The organism is Embleya scabrispora DSM 41855, from assembly GCF_000372745.1.
Classification (GTDB): domain Bacteria; phylum Actinomycetota; class Actinomycetes; order Streptomycetales; family Streptomycetaceae; genus Embleya; species Embleya scabrispora.
The window spans coordinates 54,389-71,612 of the sequence record NZ_KB889730.1 but is presented as its reverse complement, the minus strand read 5'-3'; the positions used below and the strand labels follow the sequence as shown (position 1 = coordinate 71,612).

The following is a 17,224-nucleotide window of genomic DNA, read 5'->3' as shown; positions in this document are numbered from 1 at the left end:
GAGACCAATAGACCCAACCGCAGCGCAAACCGCAGCATTGGATGGCACAACGGTCCGCTCGGGAGCCCCCATCTCCCGCCCGAGGTCCGATCCGCGAGGGCAACACCCGTACCGGGCGCCGTAATTCGCCACCCCTGCGCCACCTCGCGCCATGTGCCGCCAAGTGGCCCCGTCATGGTCGGCTGCGGAGTACCTGAGTATCACGCATAGTGCTTCCACGTTCACGGAAAGGAACGAGCGCATGCTGCGCGAGATCCTCGGAAGACGACGGAGGGAACGCACCGCATTGATGTCGGCCGTGCTGACGTGTGCGAGATGGCGCTGGCCGGTGGTTCCCGGCGTCGGATACGACCGCTGGTCGGGCGTGTGTCGTTGTGGTGCGACCGAATGTCGCGTGCCGGGCGCCCATCCGGGTGAACCTCCCCTGCTCGCGGCCACATGTGACGAACGCATGGTGCGTTGGTGGTGGCAACAGACCCCCGACGCGTCGGTGATCCTGGCGACGGGAGGGCGGGTGGCGGCGTTGAGTGTGCCGTCGGAAGCCGGTGCCCGCTCGCTCGACCAACTCGCCCGGCTCGGTGTGCGTACCGGTCCGGTCGTCGCCGCGCCGGGCCGCTACGCGTTCCTGGTTGAGCCATACGAGTTGGGCGAACTGGGTGAGTTGCTGGACCGATACGGCCTTGATCGGTACGGCACGGTGCCCTCGACCCTGCGCTTCCACGGCGACGGTGGCTACCTCGCGCTGCCGCCATCCCGGGTGCAGGGCGGCCTGTTGCGCTGGGCCCGACCACCGGCGCCATCCGGGGACCCGACGGCCGGCGGGCCGTGGTTGCCGGGTGTGGCAGACCTGGTCCGCACCCTCGTGGACACCTGCCAACACGCCGGGCCCAGGGCCTGAGCGAGGCGCGCCGTCACGCGTTGGAGTGATCGTTGTGGCGTAACCGCAACATGTGGTGATCGCTGCACGTCGTGGCGGCGCGATAAGCTCGGCGCGCCGATCATTCCGGCCCCGTTCCGCGCCCGAATCCCGCTCGTCGGGACGCGTGTGAAAGGGGCTTCGCGCGCTAGGAGACACCATGCAGCGCCCACGCACGGGTCACATCCGCACGGTGGCTCTGGGCGCGGTCGTGGGTCTGTGCCTGATCGTTCCGCTCGCCGCCGCCTCCGCGGACTCGGCGGGTCCGGACAAGGGCCGCCACACCGCCGACTCGGGGCCCACCACCCGCCCGAACGCCGCCAAGGCGGCCGAGTTCGGCAACGGGGTGGGCGACGGTGATCGGTCCGGTCCGGCCGGGCTGCTCGAACTGATCGGTGGCAAGCCCGCCGCGAAGTCCTCGGCGGGAAGCGCCGGTTCCGTGCCCGCCGCGGGCACGGAGAGCGTGTGCGGCAAGGCGATCGACGGACCCAGGGCGGTGCGCGCGCAGACCTGCGTCGAGCGCGACGGTTCCGAGGTCTGGGGTCGGGTCTACTACCGAAACCCCACGCCCGACCCGCTGTTGCTGGTGATGAGCGTGCTGCAACCCGGCGGCGGCACGCTGCGGGTGACCTGCACGGTCGAGCCCAAGGAGACCGAAGGCCGCTGCGACACCCCGCGCGTGCGCGCGCCCAAGGGGCTCGACGGCTGGTCCGCGGTGGCCGAGATGGCCTCCAAGGACGGCCTGACCAAGCTGCTCCGTTCGGGGTCGGCGACCGCTCAGCGCTGAGCCCGCCCCGCCCCGAGGTGCTCCCGAATGCGGCCGACACCCCGGCCGGCGAATGCGGAGAATTCCCCGTGAAAGGGTCGAGGAAAGCCCCGATGGCGGCCCGGAAAGAGCACGGGAAAAGCCCGGAAAAGACCCCGGAAATGTGAAAGGCCCGGCCGCTGAAGACGGGGGATGCATCAGCGACCGAGCTGGGTCAAAGGTAACAACAAGCCGGCGGATCTCCAATCCGGGGCCGGCCCTCGACCGATCCCGCACGCCCGTTGTCGGGCGTGCGGGCGATCGTCCCTCGTTCGACACCTCGTCCCGGTCCGCCTAACGGCTGGGCGTCAGCACCTTGCCCGCCGGGTCCTCGGCGGTGCCGGGCGTGCCGCCGGCGGGCCGGTCGGGCGGGTCCACCGCAAGATGCGGCAGCCGCTTGTCGAGCCACGCGGGCAGCCACCAGTTGGCGCGTCCGAGCAGGTGCATCATGGCGGGGACGAGCAGCATGCGCAGGATGAACGCGTCCAGCGCGACCGCGCCCGCCAGACCCATGCCGGCCATCATGGCGCCGCGGTCGCCACTGAGGACGAACGAACCGAACACGAAGATCATGATGAGCGCGGCCGAGTTGATCACCCGCCCGGTCCCGGCCTGGCCCACGCGTACCGCACGGCCGTTGTCGCGTGTGTGCAGCCATTCCTCGTGCATGCGGCTGACCAGGAAGACCTGGTAGTCCATCGAGAGCCCGAACAGCAGCGGCAACATGATGACCGGCAGGAAGGAGATGATCGGCCCCTCCTTGCCGAGCCCCAGCAGGTCCATGCCCCAACCCCACTGGAAGATCGCGACCAGCATGCCGAACGACGCGCACGCGGCGATCAGGTTCATCAGCGCGGCGGTCAGCGGCACCAGCAGGCTGCGGAACGCGACCAGCATGAGCAGTGCGCCCAGCCCCACGATGAGGGCGATGAAGCCCGGCATCCGGTCGCCGACCACGGCGGCGAAGTCCTTTTGCATCGCGGTCTCACCACCGACGTGGACCTTGAGTGTGCTGCCCTTCGCGGCGGCCGGGACGGTCTTCTCGCGCAGCGTGTCGATCAGCTTGTCGGTGGCCTTGGCCTGCGGCGATGTCGTGGGCACGACCTGCACGGCCCGGGTGTCGGCGGCGAGGCCGCGGGCGTCGGCGGGCACCGGGGCCTCGACGACGCGCACGACACCGGGGGTGCGGCGTAGTTCGGCCAGCAGGGTGTCCAGCGCCTGCCGGTCCCGCGGACCGTGGAGTTCGGCGACCATCAGCAGCGGGCCGTTGAAGCCGGGGCCGAAACCCTCGGCGAGCATGTCGTACGCCTGCCGGACGGTCTGCGAAGTCGGCTGGTTCCCCTGGTCGTTGGCGCCCAGGCGGAGCGAGAGGGCCGGGATCGACAACAGCGCCATGACGACCAGGGCGAGCAGGCCGAGCAGTCGGGGCCGACGTTGCACCAGGCGCGCCCAGCGCATGGCGGCGCGCCCGGCCTCCTCGTTTTGCGGGGTGGCGCCGGCGGCGGAGCGCGCGGCCAGTGCCCGGCGTTCGCGGCGGCTGAGCGCGCGTGCGCCGAGGAAACCGAGCAGCGCGGGCAGCAGGGTGGCGGACGCGAGCACGCTCAGCACCACGACGAGTGTGGTGCTGATCGCGATCCCGTCGAACAGGGTGATGTCGACGGTGAACAGCGCGAGCAGCGCGACGCACACCGTGCCGCCCGCGAACACGACGGCCCGACCGGAGGTGTCCAGCGCCCGTACCGCGGCCTCTTCGGGGGAGAGGCCGGCCCTGAGGCCGTTGCGGTGCCGCGTCACGATGAACAGGGCGTAGTCGATCCCCACGCCGAGCCCGATCAGACTGCCCAGCAGCGTCGCGGTCTCCGGAATGTCGGTGACGTGGCTGAGCAGGACCACCGTCGAGATCCCGGTGCCGACCGCGAACACCCCGCTGACCAGCGGGAGCAGCATCGCGAACAACGATCCGAAGGCGAGGAAGAGGATGATGCCCGCCGCGACGATGCCCACGGCCTCGGCGAGCCCGGCCGGGGGCTCCTGGGCGGCCTCGATCGCGGGACCGCCGAGTTCGACCCGCAGCCCCGGTCCGCGCGCTTGCTCGGCGCGCTCGATCAGGTGCTTCAGGTCCTCGGTGTCCAGCTCGAACTGCTGCTTGACGAAGGTCACCTGGGCGAACGCGATGTGGCCGTCGGCGCTGACCTGCCCGGCGCCTTCCGCGTCGTACGGGCCGACCACACGGCCGACGTCGGGCATGCGCGCGATGTCGGCGAGCAGCGCGCCCATCCGGTCGCGTACCGCGGCATCGTGCACGGTGCCGTGCTCGGTTCGCCATACGACGTTGTCCACATCGCCGGCCGTGTCGGGGAATGCCTTCTGCAGGCGCTCGTACGCGGTCGACGACTCGGTGCCGGGAATCTTGAACACATTGGAGTAGGCACTGCCCGCCGTCACGCTCGCCGCGACGGTTCCGAACAGCGCGGCCACCCATAGCAGGAGCACCGCCAACCGATGATTGAGGCACCAGCGCGCCCAGGCCGCCATATCGCTTCCTTCCTCGTGCGGGCCGCGTGGCCCGGTCGTGCGTCTCCGGGCCAGATTCGGTCGATCGGGGGGCGCCGCGGCGAGCGGGCGGCGGACTCACAGGAAGCTCACAATCAGTCCTCCGAAGTTCCGCAAACTTCCGCCGGATACTGGGGACATGAGCAGCAGTCAACCGCGCGCGGGCGCCACGGTCCTGGTGGTCGAGGACGAGCCGAGCATCACCGACGTCCTGGCCATCACCCTGCGATTCCACGGCTTCGAGGTGGTCACGGCGGACGGCGTGCACGCGGCCCTCGCCGCCGCACGCAGGGTGCGGCCCGACGTCGTGCTGCTGGACATCTCGCTCCCGGACGGTGACGGGCGCCAGGTGTGCCGGGTGCTGCGCGCCGAACGACCGGAAATCGCCGTCGTGTTCCTCACCGCGCGCGATGCGCCCGCGGACGTCGTCAAGGGGCTCACCCTCGGCGGCGACGACTACATCACCAAGCCGTTCAACGTGGACGAGTTGGTCGCGCGAACGCGCGCGGTGCTGCGGCGCACCCGGCCGACGCCGGACGAGAGCACGCCGCCGGTTCCGCGTCCGCCCGTACTGCGGCACGGGGACCTGGAGTTGGACGAGGCGACGTACACCGCGCGCCGGGGCGGACGCGGCGTGGAGCTGACCCCGACCGAGTTCGCGCTCCTGCGCCACCTGATCCGGCACGGCGACCGGATCGTGCCGAAGGAGCAACTGCTGCGCGCGGTGTGGAAGTACGAGCACGTCGTGGAGTCGACGGTGGTGGAGACGTACATCAGCTATCTGCGCCGCAAGCTCGACCCGCTGGTGCCGGACGGGCCGCCGCTGATCACCACGCGGCGGGGCGTGGGTTACGGCCTCCGGTCGGCGGACCGCGGGTGACGACCGGCGGGATCGAGGAGCGCAGTGACGTGGGCGGGGTGGATGGGCGAACGGGCGGCGGACCGCGCCTGCGCCGGGAGGGGAAGGCGGGCGGGCCCGTGAGTGCCGGCGAGAGCGTGCGGACGGACCGGGTCCGCCGGCGATTCTCGCCGCGCGGCGCGCGAAAGCGTCCGCACATCGTCGCCATGCGGGCGACGCTGGCGCTGAGCAGCATCGCGGTGCTCGCGATCGGGCTGGCACTGTTGATCTGGTTCAGCATGATGGGGGTTCGGCACTACCTGGAGTCGGGCGTCGACGACGACCTGACCACGGGCCGGGTCGCCATCGAGCGGACCGGCGTCACCCATGTGCAGTTGTCCGAACCGGGCCCGACCGCGAGCCTGCGCGACGTGCTGATGTCGGCCGGGCTGCACGGCAAGATCTTCGTGCTGGTCGACGAACAGGGCATCGCCCTGCCGGTCGCCGACCGGGCGCCGGACGCCCTGCAACGCGCTCTGGCCGCGGTGTTCCGCGACCCACGAGGCGTGACGACGCACGCCGAGCCGCGCGGCATCTCCCTCGCGGGCGACGACTACCGGGCCGTCGCGGTGCGCCTCGGCGACGGGCATCACATCCTGCTCGCGCGCTCGGTCGAGGACGTCGACGGTGTGGTGGACCGGGTCGTGCACTTCGAACTGCTGGTCGGTGCCGCCCTGTTGGTGCTGCTGGGCGGGTCCATCTACTTCGTCGCCCGGTGGCGGCTGCGGCCTTTGGAGGACATGGTCGAGACCGCGTCGGGCATCGCCGAGGGTGGTCCGGACCGGCCCGATCTGTCGGCGCGCGTGGCGCCGCGCAAGAGGTCGTTCAGCGAGGTCGAGCAGCTGCGTACCGCGTTGAACGCGATGTTGCAGCAGGTCGAGTCGGCGTTCGAGATCCGGGTACACGCGGCGACGCACCTCAAGCGGTTCGTGGCCGACGCGTCGCACGAGCTGCGTACGCCGTTGGCGGCGATTCGCGGCTATCTGCAGTTGTACGAGAAGGGCATGCTGGCGTCGGAGGACGAGCGCACCCGGGCGCTGAACCGCATGGGGGTCGAGGCCGAGCGGATGGCCCGGCTGGTCGACGAGTTGCTGGCGCTGGCGCGGTTGGACCAGCGCCCGCAGTTGCGACCGCGCCCCATCGACCTGGTGGGCGTGGTGCGGGGGGCGGTCGCCGACTTGCGCGCGCAGCAGGCGGCCCGGCAGGTGTACACGGACGTGCCGGATACCTGCGTGGTGCTGGCCGACGAGGCGACGCTGAGTCAGGTCGTCGGCAATCTGCTGACCAATGTGCGCGCCCACACGCCGGTGTCCGCGGACGTGCACGTTTCGGTGTCCGAGGCCGTGGGCGACGACGGGGAGCGGCGCGCCGTGCTGCGCGTGCGCGACGAGGGGCCCGGCATGCGAGCGCGGGACGCCGAGCGCATCTTCGACCGCTTCTTCCGGGCAGCGCGCGAGCGCGGCGGGAACGGCACGACGGGCGGCGCGAACTCGGGGAGCGGTTCGGATACGGGTAGCGGGCTCGGCATGGCGATCGTATGGGCGGGCGTGGCCGCGAACCGGGGCAGTGTGCGGGTCGAGACAGAACCGGGGGCGGGCCTGACCGTCGTCGTCGAACTGCCGGCCGCCGCCGCCGAGCCGCGCCGGCCCGGCAGCGCGCCGGAGGAGGACGATGCCTCCGGCCCGCAACCGTCGTTGCTCGTGTCGCCGACCGCGGAGAACCGCTAGGCGTATGCCTCCGTGAGGTCGGCGCGGCGGCCGCGGGAGGTCGGGGCGGCGTTCGACGTGGTGCTCGACCGTGCGTGTGTGCCTCGCCTCGGCCCGGGGCGGGTGAGTCCGTGGGCAGGGCCTCCTGGCCGCGTGGGTTCCGTGCCCGACCGCGTGCCCGGCCGACCCACGTCATCGTGGGTCGGCCGGGATCCGCCCGGGTTCCGGGGTCCGCCTAGTTCAGCGTGATCTGGCGGTTGAGCAGGCCGTTGCGGGCGCTGCGCTGACGCGGCGTCAGCGGGCTGGTGTCCGCCATCGCGGCGGCGAGGCGCTCACCGAATTCACGGGCCGGCTTCTCCACGTCCTCGGCGGTCATCGAGGTCGGCAGGTCCCACACCGGGACGAGCAGCCCGTGCGCGCGGAACGAGCCGACGAAGCGGGTGCCCTCGCCCAGGCTCGACTCGCCGGCCGCGTGCAGCCGCGCGATGGCGTCGAGCAGCTCCTCCTCCGCGTGCGGCATGACCCAGCGCAGGTGGTTCTTCTCGGTGGTGCCGCACCAGTACGCGGCGTCCACCGAGGTCAGCCGCACGGTCGGCATGGCCGCCGCGTTCGCCCGCTCCAGGGACGCGCTCACCTCGGCGTTCATCGCGGCCGGGTCGTCCACCCAGAAGTCGAAGCCGGGGTGGACGGTGATCTCCAGCGGCTTGGACAGGTCGAGCAGGTCCTGCAGCCGGTCGCCGGACTCGGGCAGCGGGCCGGGGGCGACCGAGGTGCCGTCCTCCTGGGCGAGCGCGCGCTCCAAGGCGTGCGCGAGGTCCCGACTGACGTCGCCCGAGCTGGTGTGGGTCTGCAGACCCACCAGGATCGCGCCGTCGGCGCGGCGCAGCGCCGGCCAGGCCATCGGCAGCACGGTCGCGAGCGTGACCACCTGGTCGGCGTGCTCGCCGGTCAGGGTCAGCCGCGCGGTCGCGGCCGGGACCAGTTCGCGCAGCGCGATCCAGTCGCACTCGTTCGGCAGCCCCTGGAAGGGACGCAGGACGAGCGTCTCGGCGGCGGTGGCCGCCTCGCGCCCGTGACATGCCTTGTACCGGCGGCCCGAGTTGCACGGGCACGGTTCGCGACCGCCGACGACCGGGACGGATCCCGTGGCGGCTGCGGTCTGGGTCTTGTTGCCGGTGTGGCCCTTCAGCGCGGCCTTCTTGCCCATGCTGCGGTCTCTCCGCCTCGGTGTCGGGGGGATGGTGGTCGACGACTCACCAGCTCCGAGGGTACTGAGTTCCGCGGGCACGGGTTGACGCCCGAACGCCTGCGCGACGCGGCGGTCGCCCGGGCGGGCGGGGGCGGATGGGGGTGATCACGCGGGTGCCGCGGGGTGTGTGGTGCGTGGATGGGGCGTGGGTGGGGCGGCTCGCGCCGGGCCGGGGTTCAGCCGAGTGGGTGCAGGGCCGGGGTGCGGTCGAGCGAGTGCGCGACCCGGGTTCGGCCGAGTGGGTGCGGGGCCGGGATTCGGGCGAGTGGGCGCGGGGCCGGGATTCGGCCGAGTGGGTGCGGGGCCGGGTTCAGTCGAGCGGGTCCACGGTGTCCAGGTCGAATTCGTCCCACAGGCGGTCGTCGCCGCGCGGCTTGATCGGGACCAGCGCCCATACGGTGACCTCGTCCGGCGTGCCGCGCACGCCCCAGTCGGCCGCCAGCGTGCCGATGATGGACAGACCGCGACCGCCGTGCGCGCTCAGTGACGGGCTGGCCTGCCGGGGACGGGTGGAACTGCCGCCGTCGGTGACCTCGATGGCCAGCAGCCCGTCGGGACGCACCCACCAGGCCGCGCGGACGTTGCCGGACGGCAGGGCGCGGGCGTGGCGGAGCGCATTGCTCAACAATTCGGACAGGATCAGCACCGCGTCGTCCACGACGTCCCCGGCGATGCCGCGTGCGTCGAGGTCGCCGGCCAGGCGGTGCCGAGCCGCGGACACACCGACCGGAGCGTGCGGTACCAACACCGCCGCGGAATCGGGCACCCCACGGGCCACGACCATTGCCACCCCCGGCCTCCTTAGTGCACACGCCTGCCCCGCGCGCATGTCTCGCGCGTCGGGCTTGAGATGCCCGATGCCGACGGACGGGAAACGGCGGGGCGCCGCGCGCTCGGACTCGCCCAGGGGCGTATAGGGGTATGCGATCCTGCCAAGACGGATATAACGGCTCGAAAGGCTACCAGCGTACGCCCCCTAATGGGGTCTAACCGGACACCTGGGCCAATACCTGTCGTGGCCGATTCGTGATGATGGCGTCCACGCCGAGCCGCAGGCACAGCTCGACGTCCTCGGGGGTGTCCACCGTCCACACGTGCACCCGGTGACCGGCCCGATGCAGACGGGCGACGTAGCGCGGGTGGGCCCGCACGATGTCGATGCTGGGACCGGCGATGCGCACCTCGCGGGGCAGGGTGCCGTCGCGAAAGAGCAGCGGTACGTGCTCCATCAGGAACACGGTGGGCAGCTCGGGCGCCATCAGCCGCATCCGGCGCAGGGACAACTGGGAGAAGCTCATCACCCGGATCGGCGACGGCTCCTCCGCGCCGGGTTGCGACAGCCCGAACCGCTCCAGCAGATCGACCAGGCGGCGCTCGACCAGGCCCGCGTACCGGGTGGGGTGTTTGGTCTCGATCGCCAGGCGTACCGAGCGGGGCGAGTCCACGACCAGTTCGAGCAGGCGTTCCAGGGTGAGCACCGAGCGGCGGTCCCAGTCGGGGGCCTCCGGTTCCTCGGGGCGTTCGCGTTCGACGCCGGATTCCTTCCAGGAGCCGAAGTCGAGCGCGGACAGGTCCGCGAGTTCCAGCGTCGAGACGATGCCGCTGCCGTTGGAGGTGCGGTCGACCTTGCGGTCGTGCACGCACACCAGATGGCCGTCGGCGGTCAGCCGGACATCGCATTCCAGGGCGTCGGCGCCGTCCTCGATGGCCTGGAGGTAGGCCGCGAGCGTGTGCTCGGGAACGGTGTCGGACGCGCCTCGGTGGGCGACGACCTGCACGTTGGCGCGCACCGAGCGCGCTCCGGTGGTGGACACGGGACAATCGTGCCATCCCGAGGTGAGCGTACGGTGACGGCGGGGTGTCCGGCGGTGGTGTCCTGTGGCGGTCGCCTGCGCCTGGGGCGCGGGACGGGTGCGGCCGGTTCCGCGGGTCGTGCTGCGGTCGGTGGGGTGCGTCGCGACGTTTCTCGTGCGATCGGGTGCGGCTCGGCCCGGCCTCGGCGGGCGGTCGATCACGCTTGTGAAGGCTCGTGAACCGGGGCACCGGGTCCTGACGGGGCCGATCCTTGGTGATTCCTCGGTGATTCGGCCGAGATTTCCACCCCCTTGCGAGCGGCTCGACCTGCGCGGATAACCCCGGGATAAGCGGGACGGGCAGCCGGGTCGTCCGGCGCTTACGGTGTTCAGACAGGCCGTCGGGAAGTCTGTGGGCATCAAACATTCCGATGTGTGTGGGAGGAAGACCGTGAGCGACGACCGCGACGTGACCGGCGGCGAAGTCGGTTCACCGGTGCCAGGGGAGGGCCACGGATCGTCCTCCGCCACACCACTGCCGGCGGAGCCGGGGACCGGGGTCGGTCCCGCGTCGGCGGAGCCGGAGTTCCGTTCCGAGGTGCCCGCCAAGCCGGTCGGGGCGCCCACCGTGGGACAGCCGCACGGGGAGGGCGGGCCGTCGACCGCCGCGCTGCCGCCGGTGGGTGAGCCGTCAGCCGAGGTGCCCGCCGCGTTCGCGGCCGGACCCGCCGCAGGGGGTGCGGGCGGCGCGGGGGTGCCGCCGTTCGGCGCGACCGGTGCCTATCCCGGCTACCCGGGCTACCCCGGTTTCGGCGCGCAGCCCAAGCCCAAGCGCCGGCCGTCCGGGATCCTGGTCGCGGCCGTGGTGGCCGCCCTGCTCGCCGGCGGCGTCGGCGGCGGGGTGGGCGCGTGGATCGTGGAGCGGGACGACAAGCCGGCCTCGGCGGGCGTCGGCCCGTCCTCCTCGCCGGTGGACCCCGCCTCGCTGAACCGCTCGCCCACGAGCGTGGCGGGTATCGCCAAGCAGGCGGTCCCGAGCACGGTGACGATCAAGACCAAGGGCAAGGTGTCCGGCCAGGGCACCGAGAGCGGCACCGGCGCGGGCTTCGTGTACGACAAGCAGGGCCACATCCTGACCAACAACCACGTGGTGTCGCTGGCCGCCGCCGGTGGCGAGTTGAGCGTGACCTTCTCCGACGGCACCACCAAGCCGGCCAAGATCGTCGGCCGCGCCGAGGGCTACGACCTCGCGGTGATCAAGGTCGACGACATGCCCACCAACATCCAGCCGCTGCCGCTGGGCGACAACGACAAGGTCGCGGTCGGCGACCCGGTGATCGCGATCGGCGCGCCGTTCACCCTCTCCAACACGGTGACCACGGGCATCGTGAGCGCCAAGGACCGCCCGGTGGCCTCCGGCGACCAGCAAAAGGTCTCGTACATGAACGCGATCCAGACCGACGCGGCGATCAACCCCGGCAACTCCGGCGGCCCGCTCCTGAACGCGGCCGGCGAGGTGATCGGAATCAACTCGGCGATCCGCTCGACCGGCGGCGGCGGCGGGCAGTCGCCGTTCGGCCAGCAGCAGGAGTCCGGCAGCATCGGCCTGGGCTTCGCGATCCCGATCAACCAGGCCCGGTGGGTCGCGGACACGCTGATCCAGGGCAACAAGCCGGTCTACGCGCAGATGGGCATCCTGCCCGACTCGCGCTACACCGGCACGGGCGCCCAGATCGTGGCGCAGAGCACCAACGGCCAGGACCCGGTCACCGCGAACGGCCCGGCCGCGAAGGCGGGCCTGAAGGCCGGCGACGTGATCACCAGGCTCAACAACCGGGCGATCGGCTCCTACGAGGACCTGTTCAGCGAGATCTGGAGCCACCGCCCGGGCGACAAGGTGAAGGTCACCTACCAGCGCGACGGCAAGGAAGCCACCACCGAGGTCACCCTGGGCCAGCGGGTGGGCGACAACTGACCCACGCCACCCGGCCACACATGGGCGGCCCGGAATCCCCAGTGATCCCAGCCACCGCTCATGAGAGACTGATGCCGCCCGCGCCCCAACCAGGTCGCGGCGCTGGAGGACTCGCCTAGTGGCCGATGGCGGCAGTCTTGAAAACTGCTAGCAGGGGTGACCTTGCTCGTGGGTTCGAATCCCACGTCCTCCGCAGGAAGCGGTGCGGATGTGTGAAGACGCGGGTGGGCGGCGGTGCTCGGGAGGATTCGGGGCCGCCGCTCATCTGTGTCGTGGTGCGGTCGGCGGGCGTCGGGGATGGATCGGTCCGACCCGGCGTGGGGTTGTGAGCGGCCCGGCCCCTCGGGGCGCGAGGAAGTGGGGCCGATCGGCTCCCCGAGGCCCCGGGTGCTCGGTTGTTTCGTCCTTGTCCACCGATCGGTGGACGGCGGGTTCCATCGGTCGAGCCTGTCCGGGATCCGGGCCCGGCGACCAGGATTTCGGGCATGACGAATCTTCCTGTTCGGGTGGCGCGGTGGAGCGCCGGACATCCCTGGCGAGCCATTGCCGGCTGGGTTCTCTTTGTCGCGTTGTGCCTCGGCGGCGGTATCGCCGCCGGGACGAACGCGGCCACCGCCGACGACTTCCGGGTCGGCGAGGCCGGTCGCGGTGAGGCGATGGCCACCGAGGGCGGGCTGCAACAACGACCGGTGGAGCGGGTGTTGATCACCGCGCGGGCCGGGGCGGGGGCCTTGGACGCGGGCGCCGCGGGCGCTGCGGCCGGCGAGATCGTGGAGCGCATGCGGAAGCTGCCCGAGGTGTCGTCCGTGGCCGCGCCGGTGCGCTCGGCGGACGGTACGGCGGTCCGGGTGGACGTCACCATGAAGGGCGCCGAGCTGGACGGGAAGAAGCACGTCGACCCGCTGCTCGCGCAGACCGCGAAGGTGCAAGCCGGCCATCCCGGGCTGCGGATCGCGGAGAGCGGCGGTCCCTCGATCAGCAAGGACGTCCAGGGCCAGCGTGGCGAGGACCTCTCGCGTACCGAACTGATCGCACTGCCGGTCACCCTGATCACGCTGCTGATCGTGTTCCGCTCGGCGGCGATGGCCGCCGTGCCGTTGCTGCTCGCCCTGTCCGCGATCGCGGCGGCCATCGGGCTGTCGATGCTCGCGTCGCACGTTTTCCCGGACGCCGGGGTCGGTACCAACGTCATTTTGCTGATCGGCCTGGCGGTCGGAGTCGACTACGCGCTCTTCTATCTCAAGCGGGAACGTGAGGAACGGGCCCGGTCCGGCGGCCGGCTCGACACCCGGGCCCTGGTGGAACTGGCCGCGGCCACCTCCGGACACGCCGTCGTGGTCTCCGGGCTCGCGGTCGCCGCGTCCAGCGCCACCCTCTTCCTCGCGGACGACGTCATCTTCTCCTCGATCGCCACCGGCGCGATCCTGGTCAGCCTGGTCGCGGTGATCGGCTCGCTGACCGTGTTGCCCGCGCTGCTGGTCAAGCTCGGTGTCCGGGCGGAGCGCCGAGCGGCCCGTCGGGCCGAGCGCGCGGCCCGACGCGGCGAGACGCCGGCGGCGAAGCCGCAGCGCACCGGCGCCGGTCGGCTCACCGCGGCCGTGCTGGGGATCACCAGCCGCCGCCCCGCCGCCACGCTCGCCGTCGCCGTGCTCGCCATGCTGGCCCTGACCGCCCCGCTGGCGAACCTCGAGCTGACCGACATCGGCCGGGAGACCTACTCGCGCGACCTGCCCGCGATGGAGACCTGGCACCGGCAGAACCAGGCGTTCCCGGAGCTGAAGTCGATGCACCAGATCGTGGTCCGGGCCGAAGCCGGTCGCGCCGACGAGGTGGCGGGCGCCCTGCGCGAGCTGGAACAACGCGCGCACGCCGACCCGGAACTCGCGGGCATCGCCGAACTGCGCACGTCCTTCGACCACCGGACCACCATGCTGGAGCTGCGCGTACCGCACTTCGTCAGCTCCGCCGCCGCGCAGGACTCGCTCGACCGGGTCCGCGGGGACTACGTGCCGGCCACCGTGGACAGGCTGTCCGGTGTCGACGTCGCGGTGACCGGCGACGTCGCCCGGTACGCGGACTACCCCGAGCACCAGAAGGGGAAGTTGCCGCTGATCATCGCGACGCTGCTCCTGGTGACCTTCGTGATCACCGTGTTCGCGTTCCGCTCCGTGGTCCTGGGCCTGGTCGGCGTGGTGTTGAACCTGCTCTCGGCCGGTGCCGCGCTCGGGCTGCTCGTTCTGGTCTTCCAGGGGACCTGGGCCGAGGGGCTGCTCGACTTCGACTCGACCGGTTCGATCGGCTCGCGGGTCCCGCTGTTCCTGTTCGTGATCCTGTTCGGGTTGTCGATGGACTACCAGGTGTTCGTGATCAGTCGGATCCGGGAGGCCGCGCTGCGCGGAGCGCCGACCCGGCAGGCGGTCCTCGACGGGATCGGCGGTTCGGCCGGCGTGGTGACCAGTGCCGCGTTCGTGATGGTCACCGTGTTCGCCAGTTTCATCGGCCTGCACCTGATCGAGATGAAGCAGTTCGGCTTCAGCCTCGCGGTGGCCGTACTCCTGGACGCGTTCGTGATCCGGATCATGATCCTGCCCGCCACCATGCTGTTGCTGGGCGAGCGCAGCTGGTGGCCGTCGATCGGGGTGCGCCGCACCCGGGAGCAAACCCCCGCCGCCGTTGCCCACCCGGCCGCAAAAGTAGGCTGATCGGCATGTCCGAACGGCCGCAGCTCACCGACCGGTTCCGGGCGTGGACGCTGCACCGCTGGTACGTCCTGTTCTGGGTACTGCTGGGTCTGGCCCCGATGGTCGTCGCCGGGAAGGACGACCCCGGGGCGAGCAGGTACTGGTCGATGGGCCTGCCGGTCGTACTCGGCCTGTGCTACCTGATCACCCGGGTCTTTCCCGGCAATCCGGTGCTGCGACCGGGGGCCTTCCCGGGTGTGCTGATCGTCGGTCTGGGTGCGATGGCCTACACCCGCGACGGCGGTGCCACGGCCTGCGTGGCGAGCCTCCCGCACTTCTGGTTCGCGGCCGGCGTCCCCGGGTCCGCGATCGGGTACAGCGGCCTGGCCGCCGCCGCGACCGTGCTCGGCGGCGTCGCCCCGCAGGGCTGGAGCCCGAACCTGCTCACCGGGAACACCCTCGCGACCGTGATCGCCTACGCGGTGAGCGTGCCGCTCGGGCTGTCGATACACCGGTTCGTCGAGCACAGCGGTGAGCGGGTGCGGGCCCTGGGCAGCGAATTGGCCAGTGCCCAGGAGCGGTTGGCCGAGGCCAATCAGCGCCGCGGCGCGGTGGAGGAGCGGGAACGGCTGGCCCGGGAGATCCACGACACCCTCGCCCAGGGATTCGCGTCCATCATCGTGCTGGCCGAGGCGGCGCGTTCGGGCATCGCGTCCGACCCGGAGACCAGTGGTCGGCAGTTGCTCTCGATCGAGCACACCGCCCGGGAGAACCTGGCCGAGGCCCGGGTATTGGTCGGCTCGGCCCCGCAGAGCGGCGTGGTCCCCGGGTCGGTCGCCCGGGCCCTGCGCCGCACGCTGGACCGGTTCGTCGAGGACACCGGGATCACCGTGGACGCGGAACTGCCCGACGTCGAATGCGACCAGCAGACCCGGATCGCGCTGCTGCGCTGCACCCAGGAGTCGCTGGCGAATGTGCGCAAGCACGCGGGCGCCGGCACGGTCGGTGTCGTGCTCGCCCGGCATGCCCACGGCGTCGAACTGGAGATCACCGACGACGGCCGAGGGTTCGTGGTCGATCGGGCCCGCGGCTTCGGTCTGGACGGCATGCGCAGGCGACTGGCCGAACTCGGCGGCGAGTTCACCGTCACCAGCTCGGTCGGTGACGGCACCCGGATCCTGGCGATGATTCCCAGCGATGGTCAGGGGTGAAGGACATGACACAGGACACACTGCGTGTCGTCGTGGTGGACGACCACTCGGTGATGCGGGCGGGGGTGGTCGCGCTGCTGGCCTCCGAGCCCACGATCGAGATCGTCGGCGAGGCGGGCGACGGCCTCGCCGCCGTCGAGTTGGTCGAGCGGCTGGAGCCCGACGTGGCGCTGATCGACCTGCGCATGCCGGTCCTGGACGGAGTGGCCGCCACCGCCCGGATCGTCGGTCTCGGCGGCCGGACCCGGGTGTTGATCGTGACCACGTACGACACCGACGTCGAGATCGAGCGTGCGGTCGAGGCCGGCGCCATCGGCTACCTGCTCAAGGACACCACCCGCGAGCAACTCGTCGAGGCCATTCGCTCGGCGGCCCGGGGCCAGACCGTGCTGGCCCCCCGGGTGGCCGAGCGGCTGGTCGCCCGCATGCGCCGTCCCGCCCCGGTGGTGTTGACCACGCGCGAGGTGCAGGTGCTCGACGCGGTGGCCGACGGGCTCTCCAACGCGGACATCGGCAAGCGGCTGGTGATCGCCGAGGCGACGGTGAAGACGCATCTGCTGCGCGTCTTCGCCAAGCTCGATGTCAGCGACCGCACGCACGCGGTGGTCACCGCGATCGAAAGCGGTCTGCTGCCGCGGTCCAAGGGCGGAATACGCGACTGAGTCCGGACGGACTGAACCGCGCCGTGCCCCGGCGTTTTCCGGGCCGAGTGCCCGGGCGCGCGCGGCGGATTCGGCGACCCCCGGCGAGCCGGGCGGACCCTCGATCCGCGCCGGGGTACGCATTCCCCCGTACCGGGGCACACCGGACGCCAAAAGTGCGCTCCTATATATAGGGGTGCGCCCGGCGCGACTTTCGGCGCACGAAATCCGCTTTCCCGGCGCCACGCATCGTGATAGCGGCGCGCTTTCCCGGCGCCCCGTGCTCCGGAGGATCGTGTTCCGCGCCGGCGCCCCTCGAAAGGGGTGTGAATACCCCCACGCACGGGTGAAAGTGGCGCGGGTCACAGTTCGCGATGTGGCCCGGATCGCATTCGGCATACTTTTCCGGCCGGTGCCGGAGCGCTCTCGCAGCGTGAATACACGCAGGCCGGGAAGGGTCTGCCGGGCCGTGGCCGGCCGGTTATACCCGGTGCCCGCGCGGACTGCCATCCGCGGAATTGTGATGCCGCTCACGCGGGGCGCGTAAGCCGGACATAAAGGCATTTAAGGCCCGGTTGAAATGCGGCTTTCGCCCCACCGGCACGCGTGATCACGCGGTCGCCTTCGGTAATGATTCGACAGTGTGTCACTGATTGACTGCGGAGGGTGTATCACCGGGGGTCAAAAGGGGCAAAACGTTCCCGGGTTTGGGTCCCGGTAAACGCGAATCCGGCCCGGAAGGCCGTCCGGCAGGGCGCGATGGGCATTTCTAATACCTATCCTGACCTGCGTAAAT

General features: G+C 71.5%; 12 protein-coding genes and 1 tRNA gene. 9 read left to right on the top strand and 4 right to left on the bottom strand.

Features of this window, described 5'->3' with window-relative positions; genetic code table 11:
- The first annotated feature begins 244 nt into the window (after positions 1-244).
- Positions 245-898, top strand: a complete 654-nt coding sequence (locus tag A3IC_RS0147295) for a bifunctional DNA primase/polymerase (protein WP_026219566.1) — start codon at positions 245-247, stop codon at positions 896-898.
- 178 nt (positions 899-1,076) lie between these two features.
- Positions 1,077-1,703, top strand: a complete 627-nt coding sequence (locus A3IC_RS63635) for a hypothetical protein (protein ID WP_020557053.1) — start codon at positions 1,077-1,079, stop codon at positions 1,701-1,703.
- Between the two features lie 312 nt (positions 1,704-2,015).
- On the opposite strand, the gene A3IC_RS0147285 is transcribed toward A3IC_RS63635, so the two are convergent.
- Positions 2,016-4,256 carry an MMPL family transporter gene (locus tag A3IC_RS0147285; protein WP_020557052.1) on the bottom strand — a complete coding sequence of 747 codons (2,241 nt, stop codon included), beginning with the start codon at positions 4,254-4,256 and terminating at the stop codon, positions 2,016-2,018.
- 157 nt (positions 4,257-4,413) lie between these two features.
- On the opposite strand from A3IC_RS0147285, the gene A3IC_RS0147280 reads away from it, so the two are divergent.
- Together A3IC_RS0147280 and A3IC_RS60770 are read left to right on the top strand one after the other, a co-directional pair.
- On the top strand, positions 4,414-5,154 hold the full coding sequence (locus tag A3IC_RS0147280) for a response regulator transcription factor (RefSeq protein WP_020557051.1): 741 nt from the start codon (positions 4,414-4,416) through the stop codon (positions 5,152-5,154).
- 185 nt (positions 5,155-5,339) lie between these two features.
- Positions 5,340-6,899, top strand: coding sequence for a sensor histidine kinase (locus A3IC_RS60770; RefSeq protein ID WP_079027170.1), 1,560 nt, complete (start codon positions 5,340-5,342; stop codon positions 6,897-6,899).
- Positions 6,900-7,113: 214 nt separating this feature from the next.
- On the opposite strand, the gene A3IC_RS0147270 is transcribed toward A3IC_RS60770, so the two are convergent.
- The 3 genes from A3IC_RS0147270 to A3IC_RS0147260 form a co-directional block, all read right to left on the bottom strand.
- Entirely contained in the window at positions 7,114-8,085 is a 972-nt protein-coding gene (locus A3IC_RS0147270) for a DUF5926 family protein (protein ID WP_020557049.1), read from the bottom strand.
- A gap of 352 nt (positions 8,086-8,437) precedes the next feature.
- Positions 8,438-8,911: an ATP-binding protein gene (locus A3IC_RS0147265; RefSeq protein WP_020557048.1), complete on the bottom strand. Its 474-nt coding sequence runs from the start codon at positions 8,909-8,911 to the stop codon at positions 8,438-8,440.
- Positions 8,912-9,113: 202 nt separating this feature from the next.
- Positions 9,114-9,941 (bottom strand): glycerophosphodiester phosphodiesterase, encoded by an 828-nt coding sequence (locus A3IC_RS0147260; protein ID WP_020557047.1) that lies wholly within the window; start codon positions 9,939-9,941, stop codon positions 9,114-9,116.
- Positions 9,942-10,371: 430 nt separating this feature from the next.
- On the opposite strand from A3IC_RS0147260, the gene A3IC_RS0147255 reads away from it, so the two are divergent.
- The 5 genes from A3IC_RS0147255 to A3IC_RS0147235 all read left to right on the top strand — a co-directional run bounded on the left by A3IC_RS0147255 (position 10,372) and on the right by A3IC_RS0147235 (position 16,449).
- Positions 10,372-11,895 (top strand): S1C family serine protease, encoded by a 1,524-nt coding sequence (locus tag A3IC_RS0147255; RefSeq protein ID WP_020557046.1) that lies wholly within the window; start codon positions 10,372-10,374, stop codon positions 11,893-11,895.
- A gap of 104 nt (positions 11,896-11,999) precedes the next feature.
- A tRNA-Ser gene (locus tag A3IC_RS0147250) sits at positions 12,000-12,088 on the top strand.
- A 292-nt stretch (positions 12,089-12,380) separates the two neighbouring features.
- Positions 12,381-14,597 (top strand): MMPL family transporter, encoded by a 2,217-nt coding sequence (locus A3IC_RS60765; protein WP_040878619.1) that lies wholly within the window; start codon positions 12,381-12,383, stop codon positions 14,595-14,597.
- Between the two features lie 5 nt (positions 14,598-14,602).
- A complete protein-coding gene (locus tag A3IC_RS0147240; RefSeq protein ID WP_020557044.1) occupies positions 14,603-15,787 on the top strand; it encodes a sensor histidine kinase in 1,185 nt (394 codons plus the stop codon).
- A gap of 5 nt (positions 15,788-15,792) precedes the next feature.
- Complete coding sequence (locus A3IC_RS0147235; protein ID WP_040878655.1) at positions 15,793-16,449, top strand: response regulator; 657 nt, start codon at positions 15,793-15,795, stop codon at positions 16,447-16,449.
- The last annotated feature ends 775 nt before the right edge of the window (positions 16,450-17,224 follow it).

Bases quoted from the DNA above. Each gene is read 5' to 3' on its own strand.
- A3IC_RS63635 (WP_020557053.1), top strand. From the start codon at position 1,077: ATGCAGCGCCCACGCACGGGTCACATCCGCACGGTGGCTCTGGGCGCG.
- A3IC_RS0147285 (WP_020557052.1), bottom strand. From the start codon at position 4,256: ATGGCGGCCTGGGCGCGCTGGTGCCTCAATCATCGGTTGGCGGTGCTC.
- A3IC_RS0147280 (WP_020557051.1), top strand. From the start codon at position 4,414: ATGAGCAGCAGTCAACCGCGCGCGGGCGCCACGGTCCTGGTGGTCGAG.
- A3IC_RS60770 (WP_079027170.1), top strand. From the start codon at position 5,340: ATGCGGGCGACGCTGGCGCTGAGCAGCATCGCGGTGCTCGCGATCGGG.
- A3IC_RS0147270 (WP_020557049.1), bottom strand. From the start codon at position 8,085: ATGGGCAAGAAGGCCGCGCTGAAGGGCCACACCGGCAACAAGACCCAG.
- A3IC_RS0147265 (WP_020557048.1), bottom strand. From the start codon at position 8,911: ATGGTCGTGGCCCGTGGGGTGCCCGATTCCGCGGCGGTGTTGGTACCG.
- A3IC_RS60765 (WP_040878619.1), top strand. From the start codon at position 12,381: ATGACGAATCTTCCTGTTCGGGTGGCGCGGTGGAGCGCCGGACATCCC.
- A3IC_RS0147240 (WP_020557044.1), top strand. From the start codon at position 14,603: ATGTCCGAACGGCCGCAGCTCACCGACCGGTTCCGGGCGTGGACGCTG.
- A3IC_RS0147235 (WP_040878655.1), top strand. From the start codon at position 15,793: ATGACACAGGACACACTGCGTGTCGTCGTGGTGGACGACCACTCGGTG.